The organism is Pseudomonadota bacterium, assembly GCA_041395565.1.
GTDB lineage: Bacteria > Pseudomonadota > Gammaproteobacteria > UBA9214 > UBA9214 > UBA9214.
Genome location: JAWLAI010000006.1, coordinates 250,652 through 263,258, shown reverse-complemented (window position 1 = coordinate 263,258; position 12,607 = coordinate 250,652). Strand labels below are relative to the sequence as shown.

General features: G+C 64.4%; 16 protein-coding genes and 4 tRNA genes. 12 read left to right on the top strand and 8 right to left on the bottom strand.

Features of this window, described 5'->3' with window-relative positions; genetic code table 11:
* Positions 1-6: 6 nt before the first annotated feature.
* The 4 genes from R3F42_11060 to R3F42_11045 all read right to left on the bottom strand — a co-directional run bounded on the left by R3F42_11060 (position 7) and on the right by R3F42_11045 (position 4,224).
* On the bottom strand, positions 7-2,157 hold the full coding sequence (locus R3F42_11060; GenBank protein ID MEZ5542568.1) for an EAL domain-containing protein: 2,151 nt from the start codon (positions 2,155-2,157) through the stop codon (positions 7-9).
* 5 nt (positions 2,158-2,162) lie between these two features.
* Positions 2,163-2,759, bottom strand: a complete 597-nt coding sequence (locus R3F42_11055) for a YfiR family protein (GenBank protein MEZ5542567.1) — start codon at positions 2,757-2,759, stop codon at positions 2,163-2,165.
* A 498-nt stretch (positions 2,760-3,257) separates the two neighbouring features.
* On the bottom strand, positions 3,258-3,548 hold the full coding sequence (locus tag R3F42_11050; protein ID MEZ5542566.1) for a segregation and condensation protein A: 291 nt from the start codon (positions 3,546-3,548) through the stop codon (positions 3,258-3,260).
* A gap of 70 nt (positions 3,549-3,618) precedes the next feature.
* A complete protein-coding gene (locus R3F42_11045; GenBank protein ID MEZ5542565.1) occupies positions 3,619-4,224 on the bottom strand; it encodes a hypothetical protein in 606 nt (201 codons plus the stop codon).
* Between the two features lie 142 nt (positions 4,225-4,366).
* Between R3F42_11045 and R3F42_11040 the strand changes: the two genes are divergently transcribed.
* From R3F42_11040 to R3F42_11025, 4 genes are read left to right on the top strand one after another with little or no spacing between them, the layout of a single operon-like run.
* Positions 4,367-5,074, top strand: coding sequence for an MBL fold metallo-hydrolase (locus R3F42_11040; GenBank protein MEZ5542564.1), 708 nt, complete (start codon positions 4,367-4,369; stop codon positions 5,072-5,074).
* Positions 5,071-5,547, top strand: coding sequence for an LEA type 2 family protein (locus R3F42_11035; protein ID MEZ5542563.1), 477 nt, complete (start codon positions 5,071-5,073; stop codon positions 5,545-5,547). The genes R3F42_11040 and R3F42_11035 overlap by 4 nt, the downstream gene beginning before the upstream one ends.
* Positions 5,547-6,536 carry a YhdH/YhfP family quinone oxidoreductase gene (locus R3F42_11030; GenBank protein MEZ5542562.1) on the top strand — a complete coding sequence of 330 codons (990 nt, stop codon included), beginning with the start codon at positions 5,547-5,549 and terminating at the stop codon, positions 6,534-6,536. Before R3F42_11035 ends, R3F42_11030 begins: the two co-directional genes overlap by 1 nt.
* Before the next feature lie 45 nt (positions 6,537-6,581).
* On the top strand, positions 6,582-7,037 hold the full coding sequence (locus tag R3F42_11025; protein MEZ5542561.1) for a glycine zipper 2TM domain-containing protein: 456 nt from the start codon (positions 6,582-6,584) through the stop codon (positions 7,035-7,037).
* Between the two features lie 30 nt (positions 7,038-7,067).
* Here the strand turns inward: R3F42_11025 and R3F42_11020 are convergent, their stop codons facing one another.
* Genes R3F42_11020 through R3F42_11010 form a run of 3 tightly spaced genes read right to left on the bottom strand, consistent with a single transcriptional unit; the run spans position 7,068 to position 8,268 of the window.
* Complete coding sequence (locus R3F42_11020; protein MEZ5542560.1) at positions 7,068-7,418, bottom strand: hypothetical protein; 351 nt, start codon at positions 7,416-7,418, stop codon at positions 7,068-7,070.
* 16 nt (positions 7,419-7,434) lie between these two features.
* On the bottom strand, positions 7,435-7,725 hold the full coding sequence (locus tag R3F42_11015; protein ID MEZ5542559.1) for a SelT/SelW/SelH family protein: 291 nt from the start codon (positions 7,723-7,725) through the stop codon (positions 7,435-7,437).
* A 39-nt stretch (positions 7,726-7,764) separates the two neighbouring features.
* Positions 7,765-8,268, bottom strand: coding sequence for a paraquat-inducible protein A (locus R3F42_11010; protein ID MEZ5542558.1), 504 nt, complete (start codon positions 8,266-8,268; stop codon positions 7,765-7,767).
* An 83-nt stretch (positions 8,269-8,351) separates the two neighbouring features.
* Here R3F42_11010 and R3F42_11005 point away from each other — a divergent pair, with 83 nt between their 5' ends.
* Both R3F42_11005 and R3F42_11000 read left to right on the top strand, forming a co-directional pair.
* The gene (locus R3F42_11005) at positions 8,352-8,885 is read left to right on the top strand and encodes a mismatch-specific DNA-glycosylase (protein MEZ5542557.1); all 534 of its coding nucleotides are present in this window, start codon (positions 8,352-8,354) and stop codon (positions 8,883-8,885) included.
* A 120-nt stretch (positions 8,886-9,005) separates the two neighbouring features.
* Entirely contained in the window at positions 9,006-9,473 is a 468-nt protein-coding gene (locus R3F42_11000) for a YbaK/EbsC family protein (protein MEZ5542556.1), read from the top strand.
* A 20-nt stretch (positions 9,474-9,493) separates the two neighbouring features.
* On the opposite strand, the gene R3F42_10995 is transcribed toward R3F42_11000, so the two are convergent.
* Entirely contained in the window at positions 9,494-10,000 is a 507-nt protein-coding gene (locus tag R3F42_10995) for a hypothetical protein (protein ID MEZ5542555.1), read from the bottom strand.
* Positions 10,001-10,225: 225 nt separating this feature from the next.
* On the opposite strand from R3F42_10995, the gene R3F42_10990 reads away from it, so the two are divergent.
* The 6 genes from R3F42_10990 (at position 10,226) to secE (ending at position 12,607) form a co-directional block, all read left to right on the top strand.
* A tRNA-Tyr gene (locus R3F42_10990) sits at positions 10,226-10,310 on the top strand.
* Positions 10,311-10,588: 278 nt separating this feature from the next.
* Positions 10,589-10,662 (top strand) — tRNA-Gly (locus R3F42_10985).
* A 75-nt stretch (positions 10,663-10,737) separates the two neighbouring features.
* Positions 10,738-10,813: transfer RNA gene (locus R3F42_10980), tRNA-Thr, on the top strand.
* Positions 10,814-10,919: 106 nt separating this feature from the next.
* Positions 10,920-12,071, top strand: a complete 1,152-nt coding sequence (gene tuf, locus R3F42_10975; GenBank protein ID MEZ5542554.1) for an elongation factor Tu — start codon at positions 10,920-10,922, stop codon at positions 12,069-12,071.
* A 6-nt stretch (positions 12,072-12,077) separates the two neighbouring features.
* Positions 12,078-12,153, top strand: a tRNA-Trp gene (locus R3F42_10970).
* 76 nt (positions 12,154-12,229) lie between these two features.
* Positions 12,230-12,607, top strand: coding sequence for a preprotein translocase subunit SecE (gene secE, locus R3F42_10965; GenBank protein MEZ5542553.1), 378 nt, complete (start codon positions 12,230-12,232; stop codon positions 12,605-12,607).

Genomic DNA, 12,607 nt, shown 5'->3' with positions numbered 1-12,607 from the left:
CCGGTGTCACGATCTGGCGAGGTTGACGGCGCCAGGCAGCGTGTCGGCCCGCAGCATGTCGAGGATGGCGGCAGCCTCCACCGGCTTGCTGAACAGATAGCCCTGCACGATCCGGCAGCCCTGCTGCCGGAAGAAATTGAGCTGGCGCTGGTTTTCCACGCCCTCCACCACCAGTGACATGTTGAGGCTGTTGGCCATGGCGATTATCGCCTGGGCGATCAGCACGTCTTCCTTGTTATCCGGTATCTCGCGCACGAAAGACTGGTCGATCTTGACGGTATCGATGGGCAGTCGCCGCAGGTAACTCAGCGAGGAGTAGCCCGTCCCGAAATCGTCCATGGCGATGGTGATTCCCGTTTGCTTGAGTTTTTCGAGTGTTGCAGTGGCGGTTTCCATGTTCTTCAAGGCCACGTTCTCGGTCACTTCCAGTTCCGCCAGCGCCGGGTTGATGCCGGATTCCCGCAGCGCGCTCGCCAGGATCTTCTCGAATCCCGTGCGGGAGAGTTGGACGGATGACAGGTTCACCGACATGGTCAGATCCGGATATCCGGCTCCGTGCCATTCGCCGAGTTGGCGGAATGCCGTACGCAGCACCCACTCGCCGATCGGCATGATCATCCCGGATTCCTCGGCGATCGGAATGAAGTCCTGCGGGCTGATATAGCCCATGCCCGGTCGCTGCCAGCGCAGCAGTGCCTCCACGCCGACGATGGTGCCACGGACGATATCGACCTTGGGCTGGTAGTAGAGCTTCAGCTCATCCCGTTCCAGCGCCTTGCGCAGGCTGGTCTCGAGTGCGAGCTGCTTGCGCGAGCCGGCATTGAGCTCCGCGGTGTAGTAGACCGCTTTGTTGCGCCCCAGCTCCTTGGCGCGGTACATGCTGATGTCCGCATTCCGCACCAGGGTCTCGGCATCGGTGCCGTCGAAGGGGTAGACACTGATGCCGACACTGGTGGTGATGTGCAGGTCGTGGCCGTTGCAGGCTACCGGTTCGGTCAGGGATTCGATGATCTTGTTGCCGATACGGCCGGCGTCGGCGGCGCTGGCGATCCGTGGCAGCAGCACCATGAATTCGTCGCCGCCGAGGCGCGCCACCGTGTCGCCCTCGCGCACGCAGTCCTTGATCCGGCGCGATATGATGCGCAGCAGCTGGTCACCCGTGGCATGCCCCAGTGAATCGTTGATGATCTTGAAACGGTCGAGATCGAGGAACAAGAGCGCGAGGATGGATTGTTCGCGTCGTGCGTGCGCGAGCTCCGTCTTGATGCGGTCGTTGAGCAGGACGCGGTTGGGGAGGCCGGTCAGGGCGTCGTGGTGGGCGTGAAACTGCATGCGCTTGGCGACCGATTCGGCCTGTTCCTTGGAATTTGCCAGTTCCAGATTCGCGCGTTCCAGCTCGCGGGTGCGCTGCGCGACCCTGGCCTCGAGTTCTTCCTGGTGCAGCTTGAGTTTTTCGTCGCGGTCCTCGATCTCGTCGAGCATGGTGTTGAAATCGTCAATCAGCGTGCCCAGTTCGTCCCGGTTGGCGCTGCCGGCGCGCAGGGAATAGTTCTTTTCCGTACTGATGCGCCGTGCGGTCGCCGACAGCCGGAACAGGGGTGCCGTGATGATGTGCTGCATCTGGGCACTGAGCGAGTAGGCTACGAGCAGCGATACCAGCAATACGCCGGCGAGGATGCCGAGGAACCATGCCAGGCGGTCGTGGATGGTGCGCATGTCCGAGCGTAGGTAGACCAGGCCGATCTTCTCGCCCTGGTAGACGATGTCGGAGAACAGTTCCACGTAATCGCCCCGGAACAGAACATTCTTGCCATGCGCGTCGGGTTCCGGCAGCTTCAAGTCCACACCGCTCTTGCTATACATGGCGAAGATTTCGTTGTCGACGTCGTAGATCACCCCGGCTTGTATGTTGCCCTGCATTTCCAGGAAGCCGAGCGTTTCAGACGCTGCGACCGGGTCGCCGAACAGGAGCGCCGCCGCGCTGTTCGCCGCGATCATGTCGGCCATGACGCCAAGCATGTCGCCAACGTTCTTCTGGGAGTAGAGCCGGTCGCTGGTGAGGAAGGCGAAGCTCGCGATCATCAGCGTGACGGTGCTGATCATCATGATGATCAACGTCAGCTTGCGGCGTATCGAGATGTTCTGCAGGATGCGCATCGCCGCTATTTCCGGTCCGGTTGCGTGGATGCGGCCAGCGTCAGCAGCTTGGAGCTGATCGCCAGGTCGGCGCGTGTGGCGGCGGCGACGTTGATCTCGAAGCGGATCTTGCTGTCGAGTGTCAGGAAGCCGATCATGCCGCCGCTGGCGGTGAAGCGGGCGACATCGCTGACGGTCAGCACGGGTTTGCCCTGCACTGTCCGCAGGATCTGGTGCAGGCGGTGCGCCTGGGACCTGCCGACGTACAGCAACTGGCAGCCACCGGCATGTGCCGTAGCGTCGAGCTGCACGATTCGCAGCGGTCTGCCATGCACGATCTTGTCCTGCAGGATCCCGGTATGCTCTGCCAGCGGATCCTGGCCGAGCAGGCACAGGGTGAAATGCCCGGCCGGCAACTCGGGCCAGGTGGTGAAGCGCGCGAAGTTGTACAGGAAGGCCGCCTTGACCCGGTAATCGCTGGCCAGCGTTTCCTCTGCCGGGCTGCCGGCCGGTAGCCCGTACAACAGGAGGCATAGCAGCAACGCGCTGACGCGCCGGGCGGACTGCGCCGCTCCGGCGGGCGCGGGCCGTGGCTGCAACGGGATACTGCACACGCATGACATGGTTAGCACGATCCGGTGACCTGGCCGTTGTTGTCGCACATGTCTGCCGCAGGTGCGCTGACTCGGCGAGCACGCGGGGCGCCCGCGTTACGGGCGGGTGAGGCCGGGCCGGGGAGCGGGCAGTCCGGCAGCCGGCGTATGCCCGCGCTCGAACGGGCAGACTCCAGGGGCAGCGGACGCTCACTGGCGGCGGGCAGCATTCGGACTCGTGTGCTGCGGTGTTTCATCGTTGATGCTCCCGGTTGCATCAAATCAGCGCGTACCAACCACCGTCTTCCTGATCCCCGTCGCGGCGTTCCCTGCCCGTGAGTTCTGGTTAACATGCTGAAAAATAATCAGATTGCGGATCTGCCCCGGCATTGCCTTGCGAGCGGCATGCATTCACGGCATATCGGCAGCCGTGGATTTATCATTAGATGTTGATTTTGAAGCCAAAAGAATGGCGGGAGGGTGCCGCCAGCCGGGCGGCGGGGTGGGGATGGCGCGCCTGCCTGCGCGTTACTCGGAATCCTCCGGCTTCGGTTCGGGCATCTTGAGCGGAACCACGACCGAGGTCTGGGGTTCGTCGATGAAGCGCGGGCGCAGCTTGCTGCTGCGTCCGGCCTCGGCCTGGAGTTCGCCTTCACGCGCCGTGATCAGGGCGAGGCACTGGCGGATGCCGTCTATCGTCTGCTCGGAGAGCGGGTGGCGGTAACCCGGTTTGGTGTAGGTGTCCTTGGCGACATCCGTCAGCACGCGTTTCATGACGCGCAGAATGCGTTCTTCCTTGCTGGGTTCCCGATCTGTCATGGTGACTGTTCCGGTGGCGTGCGGGTGCTGCGGTGCTATTGTGGCACAGATGGCAGCACCTGGCAGGGTTTCATTCCTGCAGGTAGCCGTACTGCCAGTGACCCCCGCCACAATCCTGCAGGCAAGCGAGCAGGTCGCCGGTCGGGACGGCCTCGGCCGGGTGGATGCCGCGCACCTCTACCCAGGTACGTGAAAACGCCGCGGTTTTGCGAAAGTGCAGATCGCTGAGCCGGCCTCGGTGCCGGCATGACCGGCAGGTCCATGCGCTGGCTGCGGGATCGTGCCGCCAGCGCTCGACGAGGGCCCGCCAGTCTGCTTCCGGTTGTCGGCAGGCCGGGCATCGCGGGGCCGGCGCGCGCCGGTCGGCACGAAACTGCAGCGTTGTCGCGGCGGTCAGATAGACGTGACAGAAGGCGCCGCTGGCGCGCGCGGCGGCGAGCGCTGCGGGATCGGCCGGCGGCTCCAGCTCGATGGCCGGGGAGCAGCCGAGAAAGACCAGCAGCTGCAGAAACCGTTCGCCGGCGGGATAGAACACGCCATCCGGGACGGCGACGGCACCGGCAATGAAGCCGATTGCCTGCAACGCCGCGGCCAGGGTGGCGGTGGCGACCGGCGCGCTGTCCGGGGCGTGCGGATAAAGCAGCAGCTTGTAGGCGGTCACGCTGTCGTTTGGCACTGGGGAAATTCCTGCGGCTGACGCTGGTGCGGGCATATTCTACCGGTCGTCCGCGCCCGGCATAACCCGGGGCCGCGCGCCTGTCGGGGCGCGGCCGGATCACGCATAATGGGCGCAGCTGGCCAACGCGGGAGGTGTCGACATGATGGAGCGCGAACCGTTTTCGATCCATGCCCTGGAGCTGGGGCCGATGGAAAACTTCGTCTATCTGATCCATGACCATGCCACCGATCGCGCGGCCGTGGTCGATCCGGCCTGGGACGTGCCCGCGGTGCTGGCGCTGGCGCAGCGTCTGGGCGTGCGCATCACCGATATCCTGCTCACGCACAGTCACCACGATCACATCAACGGTATCGGCCAGGTGCTGGCGCACAGCGATGCGCAGCTGCATTTGCTCAAGGCCGAGGCGCAGTTCTGGGGTGAGGGGCTGGATCTGCCCACGCTGCATCACGGCGGCGATGCCATCGCCGTGGGCGCTACGGAGATCCGGGTGTTGCATACCCCGGGACATACGCCGGGTTCGGCCTGCTACCGCCTGGGCAACGACCTGATCACCGGCGATACGCTGTTCATATTCGGTTGCGGCCGCTGCGACCTGCGCGGCGGCGATCCCGGGCAGATGTACGGCACGTTGCGCGACCTGGTGGCGCGCTTGCCGGCCGCTACCGTGATCCGCCCGGGCCACAATTACGCCGAGCAGGCAAGCACGACCATGGCCGAACAGGTCGAGGGCAATCCGTTCCTGCACTTCGACGACGTCGCGCGGTTCACCCGCTACCGCATGCATTACCACGACGCGCACCGCCACGAACCGTACGGCCCGGTGCGCAGGGGCGAGGAGATGCCGTGAGCCGGAGCGCGTATGTGCTCGCAACGCAGCTGCTCGCGGCCGTGCTGCTCGTCGCCTGCGCGGGTAGTGGTGGCTACCAGCCGCGGGCCGAGGTTGCGTTGCTGGACATCCGGCCGCGTCCCGCGCAGGACGGCGAACCGCGCTACGGCCTGACCTTGGGCATCCAGAATCCGGGCGCGGTGCAACTGCCGCTCGCGGGCCTGTCCTGGCGCATCGCCATCGACGGGCGCGAGTTCGCCTGGGGCGTCAGCCGCCAGGCAGTGATCGTGCCCGCGCACAGCGAGGCCGTACTCGAGCTCGAGGTGGCAGGCGGTGCCGCCGACGCGCTGCGCACGGACCGCGGGGCGTACCGGCTGCACTACGATCTGACGGGCGAGCTTGGGCTGGCCGACAGTGCTGCGCGTCTGCCGTTCGGGACCAGCGGCGCACTGGACTGGCGGCCGGCGGATGTCCAGCAGCAGGGTGCGCGGTGATGACGCAGGTACGTGCGTTCCGCATCCATGACCAGCACGGCGACGCACGCCTGGAGATACTGCAGCAGGAGGCGTTGTCTCCCGGCAGCGTGGTGATCCGCGCGCAGTATTCCAGCGTGAACTACAAGGATGCCCTAGCCGCAACCGGTCGCGGCAGGATCCTGCGCCGCTTCCCGCTGGTGGGCGGCATCGACGTCGCGGGCGTGGTGGTGCAATCGGAAGATGCACGCTGTGCGGTCGGTGCCCCCGTATTGGTGACAGGCTGCGGGCTGGGTGAAAGTCACGACGGCGGTTTCGCGGAGCTGGTGCGCGTGCCGGCCGACTGGGTGGTGCCGCTGCCGGACGGCCTGTCACTGCGCGAGGCCATGGTGCTGGGCACTGCCGGTTTCACCGCCGCGCTGGCCATCGACCGCATGGAACAGAACGGGCAGACCCCGGCGCACGGACCGGTGCTGGTGACCGGCGCGACCGGCGGGGTGGGCAGCGTGGCCATCGACCTGCTCGCCGGTGCCGGCTACGAGGTCATTGCCCTGAGCCGCAAGCCGGATCATGACGGTTATCTCGCGCAGCTCGGCGCCAGCCGGGTACTGGATCCCGCAGCAACGGTGCACGGTGATGCCCCGCTGGAACGGGCGCTGTGGGGCGGTGCCATCGACAACGTCGGCGGCGACACGCTTGCCTGGCTGACGCGCACCGTGAAGCCATGGGGCAACATCGCCGGCGTCGGGCTGGCCGGCGGCACCGGGCTCCATACCACGGTGATGCCGTTCATCCTGCGCGGAGTGAGCCTGCTGGGTATCACCTCGGCCAACTGCCCGCCGGATCGGCGCCGCAGGATCTGGCGGCGGCTGGTCACCGACCTCAGGCCGCGCCACCTCGACAGGATGGTCGCGGGCGAGGTGACGCTGGACAAACTGCCCGGCGTGTTCGAACGGGTCCTGTCCGGAAGCCACCGCGGCCGCTACCTGGTCGCGATCGACAACCACTAGCGCGCCGCGCGGAGCGCCGGCGCCATCAGCTACGAGGATGAAGTCATGCAGCATACCGCGTTTACCGCAGCCGTCCTGACCCTGTTGCTGGCCGGCTGCCAGTCCACCCTGACGGGCGACAGCTACTCGCGTGACGATGCGCGCCGCATCCAGACCGTGCAGTACGGCACGGTCGAGGCGACACGTCCGGTAGTGATCGAAGGCACCAAGACACCGGTCGGCACGGTCACCGGTGGTGCGGTCGGCGGTATCGCCGGCAGCACCGTCGGCGGGGGCAAGGGTTCCGCGATAGCGGCCGTGGTCGGGGCCGTCGCCGGCGGTGTGGCCGGTGCGGCCGCCGAAGAAGGGCTCACCCGGCGCCAGGGCGTCGATATCACCGTGCACCTGGACAGCGGCAGCGTCATCTCCGTGGTGCAGGAACTGACCCCGCAATCGAGCTTCCGCGCCGGCGACCGCGTGCGCGTGCTGACGGTCAACGGGGAGACGCGGATCGCGCGCTAGGCTCGAACCGGTCTCATGATCCTGCCGCGGCTACTGCGGCTTCACGCCGGTCGTGCGCCCCAGACGGTAGGCGTCGACAATGCCGAATAGCCAGGTGAGGAGCAGGATGGCATAGGCGCCGTTCACGAGCGGTGCGTCGGCCGGCGGTGGTTGCCGTGCGAGCGCTTCCGAAATGGCTGCGGGATCCGGCTGCAGCTCGCCCGTCAGGATGGCATCGCTCAACTGCATGGCCGTGTCCACCGCGTTGGACATCACCAGCACGAGCGCCGCCAACGCCAGACCTGCCAGCACGGCGCCGCGCGTGCGCGATCTCAGGTAGAAATGTCCGAGGCCCGGAAACACGAAGGCCGACAACAGCGCGGCTTTCAGCGACTTGCTCATACCCGGATCCTCCTCCTCAATCAGACCGCTGGTGTTTGCGGTCCGCATGCCCGAGGTCCCGCTCCGGCGCGATCACATCCCGTACCCGCTGCTTCAGTTCGGTGATCTCCGGGAAGCGTCCTTCCGCCTTCCGCGACCAGACCAGCCGGCCGTTGGCGTGCACCTCGAACACCCCGCCCGTACCCGGTTGCAGCGTCAAGGCCGCAATTTCCCCGTCGAAGGTCGTGAGCAGTTCCTGCGCCATCCACGCCGAGCGCAACAGCCAGCGGCATTGGGTGCAGTAGTGGATTTCGATGTGGTTGGTCATGGGGATACTTTGCAGTGATCTGCGACCGGGCTCATGCGGTCAGTGTGCCTGGTCGCCGGATGCGTTTGTTAGGTGCACAACCCGCGCGGTGACATACATGGTCAGCAGTACCGCGGCCGCGAACAGGTACAGGCCGAACCGCATTTCAACGCTGGCGATGGCGCCCAACTTTACCGCGACCACCAGCACCGCCACAACAAAAACGTCCAGCATCGACCATTTTCCATAGACATGCATCCAGTGCAGATACTTGTCCAGTTTTTCGGGGTCCTGCGCATGCGGGCTGAGCAGCTTGCCCAGCATCAGGATCTTGAGCAGCGGAAGCGCTATGCTGAAGCCGGTGATGATGATGAACAGGAACACCTGGCCTGCCTGCAGCAACTCCACCACGCCGCCCAGCACGGAAAAGGTATTTTCGACGAGCATGAATTTCTTCAACGTGATGATCGGCGCGACCAGGCCCGCCCCAAGTGCGAGCAGGGTGAGTGCCAGGATCAGCCGGAGCCGTCGCGTTTCCTTGGGGAAGTCGGTTGCGATGTTCAAGCTAGCGGGCCCGGGGAAGCATGGTGTCAGAGCAGATTTTCCGTGAATATTACTGATAAATGTGCGCTGACACCTCTTCCCCGATGAAAACGCTCCCCGACTACCTCCGCGCCGGCCTCGACATCGTCTCCATCGGCCTGAATCCCTCGCTCCCGTCCGTGCGCGCGGGCTTCTATTTCGCCAATCCGCGCAACCGCTTCTGGCGTGCCCTGAACGCGAGCGGGCTGCTCGCGGCGCCGGTCGAGCCGGGTATCGACGCCATGCGGATCGTCGCTACACGCGACGGGATCGGCTTCACCGATGTCGTGAAACGGCCGACCGCCGGGGGCGGCGAGCTGCGTGCGGCCGATTACAGGACCTGGGCGCCAGTGCTGCGCGCCAAGCTGATTGCGTATCAGCCGCGCATCGCCTGGTTTCATGGCAAGCTGGCGTTCGGCAATTACCTGCGCTATGCCGAAGACCGGCGCGAGCGCATCGACTGGGGGCTGCAAGCGTTCACGCTTGGCGCGTGCCGGGTGTTCGTGACGCCGAACACCAGTCCCGCGAATGCGGCATACACACTGGACGATCTGACCGAATGGATGTGCCGGCTCGCAGCGCTGCGCGCCGGGTTGTGACGCTGGGTGGGTGCGTCAAATCAACTGCTTTTGGTCGGGTAATGTGCGATCCGATGGTCGCGGCCAGACTGGCGGACAGTGATCTATACTCGGGGTGAACCGTTTGCGGAGGGTCCTGACATGGCAATCGCAACGACGATAGCGGATTACCTCGCCGAGCAGGGCGTCGAGTATGACATCCTGTCGCATCCGCATACCCGCAGCAGCGGGGAGAGCGCGCAGGCAGCGCATATCCCCGGCGGCCGTCTCGCCAAGTCCGTAATCGTGGAGGATGACCTGGGCTACCTGATGGTGGTGCTGCCGGCCAATCGCCACATCGATCTCGGCGAGCTGCATCGCCAGATGAACCGCAATCTGGGGCTTGCCACGGAATACGAGCTGGGCCGGCTGTTCCAGGATTGCGAAATCGGCGCGCTGCCCGCGCTGGGGCCGGCCTACGGGCTAGAAACCCTGGTGGATGACGCGCTCGCGGAACAGCCCGAGATCTATTTCGAGGCGGGTGATCACGAGCAGCTGGTGCATGTCAGCGCCGAGGCGTTCAATCAGCTGGTGGGTGAGCAAAGCCGGCGCGGCCGTTTCAGCTGCTGATATAACCGACTGCTAAGAACTCAGAGGCTGGCCGTCTGGGTGTCCCAGCCGGGGCGCAGGTTGCTCGTGGCTCGGGGATGGTGTTGCCGGATATCCTGCTCGATCTCGGCAACCCGCTGTTCCGGGATATCGACCACCAGCAGGATCTCGCCGTGAGCCACGACATCGCGGAACTCGCTGAGCTCCTTGTGGGCGATGCTGTTCAGGTACAGGCCTGTCAGAAAATTGACCACCATGGTGACGATGGGCAGCAGCAGCCACCAGCTCAGGCCGACGAAGGCCGGTGCCAGCACCGTCGCGACCAGGGCGATGGCGAAACAGACGGTATTCGCATTCCAGAGGGCTTTTTGCAGCGTGCCGGGCCTGCGCGCTTCCCTGGCGGGGGCGCCGGGCAATCCGTCCATGCGGGTGTGTCGGTCGGCGACGGCATTGATCCGGTCGATGCCGATGCCATGCTGCACCAGGTCGTCGACGACGGCTATGGCCTGCCGCCGGTCGGGTATGAGGTAATACAGCCTTCGGTCCATCGAAAACCCCCTCTATTTGTATGCGAACTTTAGCATAGCTGCGGCGCTGGCGGCACGTCCTGCGCGAATGAGGGTATGCGCCGAGCTTCCTTGCATTGGCAGACATCCCTGTGACAGTTGTCCGGCGCTGCCCTGATACTGGCGTGGGCGAATGTCGCGCTTCAATCGTGGGATGAGTGTTGACAGTCGGGTGAGCCTGCAAGAGAATAGCGGGCTTGCATTTTTGGAGGGGTTCCCGAGCGGTCAAAGGGATCAGACTGTAAATCTGACGGCTCAGCCTTCGGAGGTTCAAATCCTCCCCCCTCCACCAAATGTCGGATTTTCCTCCTCCATCCGGACAGCGGGGAGGATGCGGAACCGGAGGTTCGCGAAATCGCCGGGAGCGATTTCGAACGCCGCCGCCCGCGCAGGGCGCGGGTGCCGGAGGATGCGGACATCGGGGTCCCGGGTAAGATCCGGGGCCGGAATCAGCCCGCACCGGCACGGCAGCGGGCACTTCCTGTCGCGCTCAGGCGGTCAGGAAGGGGCCGGGTGAATGCGGATGGCAGGGGTCAGGCCGCCACGACTGGCGTCGGTATTTTGTGACAGGCGGGTGTAGTTCAATGGTAGAACCTCAGCCTTCCAAGCTGATGGTGTGGGTTCGATTCCCATCACCCGCTCCAGCAACCGTACGGGACGGCCACCGGACTTGGCGGATAGCAGGAAAGTGATGCTGGGGTCCGACCCCAATGGTTTTAGCCCATATAGCTCAGTCGGTAGAGCACTTCCTTGGTAAGGAAGAGGTCACCGGTTCAAATCCGGTTATGGGCTCCAGATCAGGCAGGCTGGATTGGGTTGCTTATATATAAGGTAACAGGCACACACCGTAAGGGGAGTCAGGCGCGATGTCAAAGGAAAGTTTGAACGAACGAAGCCGCACGTGAATGTGGGGACGATTGGTCACGTGGATCACGGTAAGACGACGCTGACGGCGGCGATCACGAAGGTGATGGCGGAGACGCACGGTGGCACGTTCAAGGCCTATGACCAGATTGACAATGCGCCGGAAGAGCGTGCGCGTGGTATTACGATTGCGACGGCGCACGTGGAGCTGAGCACGAAGCGTCACTATGCGCACGTTGACTGTCCGGGCCATGCTGACTATGTGAAGAACATGATCACGGGTGCGGCGCAGATGGACGGTGCGATTTTGGTGGTGAGTGCGGCGGACGGTCCGATGCCTGAGACGCGCGAGCACATTCTGCTGAGTCGTCAGGTGGGTGTTCCGTACATTCTGGTGTACATGAACAAGGCGGACATGGTTGACGATGCGGAGCTGCTGGAGCTGGTGGAGATGGAGATCCGCGAGTTGCTGGACAGTTACGATTTTCCGGGTGACGACACGCCGATCGTGGTGGGGTCGGCGCTGAAGGCGCTGGAGGGTGACACGAGCGAGATTGGAGTGCCGTCGATCATCAAGCTGGTGAACGAGATGGACCGTTACATACCGGAGCCGGAGCGTGCGATAGACGGTGGATTTTTGATGCCGGTGGAGGATGTGTTTTCGATTTCGGGCCGTGGCACGGTGGTGACGGGACGAATCGAGCGTGGAGTTGTGAAGGTCGGCGACGAGATCGAGATCGTGGGTATCAACCCGACGATGAAGACGACGTGCACGGGTGTGGAGATGTTCCGCAAGCTGCTGGACCAGGGTCAGGCGGGCGACAACGTGGGTGTGTTGCTGCGTGGCACGAAGCGCGAGGAGGTTGAGCGTGGTCAGGTGCTGGCGAAGCCGGGTTCGATCACGCCGCACACGAAGTTTGAGTGTGAGGTGTACGTGCTGAGCAAGGAAGAGGGTGGTCGTCACACGCCGTTTTTCAGCAATTACCGTCCGCAGTTTTACTTCCGCACGACGGACGTAACGGGTGCGGTGGATCTGCCGGAAGGCGTGGAGATGGTGATGCCGGGTGACAACGTGAAGATGACGGTGTCGCTGATTGCGCCGATTGCGATGGACGAGGGTCTGCGCTTCGCGATACGCGAGGGCGGCCGCACCGTCGGCGCCGGCGTGGTATCCAAGATTATCGAGTAACGAGTTAGGCCAGTAGCTCAATTGGCAGAGCGGCGGTCTCCAAAACCGCAGGTTGGGGGTTCGATTCCCTCCTGGCCTGCCATTGAACCTGGCGGGTCTGCAGCCGTCTGAGTTGGACGGACGCAAAGGCGATCTCACGAACACGGCTTGATTCACATATGAACGCTAAGGTTGAAACAGAAGGCAGCCGGTTCGACGGCCTCAAGCTGGTGCTGGCCGTGCTACTGCTGGCCGGTGCTATCGTGGCCTTCTATTACTTCGAGGACCAGTTGCTGGTGGTGCGCGTGCTCGGCCTGCTGGCGGTGGCGGGTGTGGCCGCCTTCATCGCCGCGCAGTCCAGTTTCGGCCGCGGCGTGCTCGGTTTCGTGTCCGGCGCGCAGTCGGAGGTGCGGCGCGTGGTATGGCCGACGCGAGCGGAGACCGTGCAAACCACGCTGGCCGTACTGTTTATCGTACTGCTGGTCGGTGTTGCCCTGTGGCTGATGGACATGGTCCTGCTCTGGGCGATCAGGCTGTTGACCGGGCAGGGAGGCTGA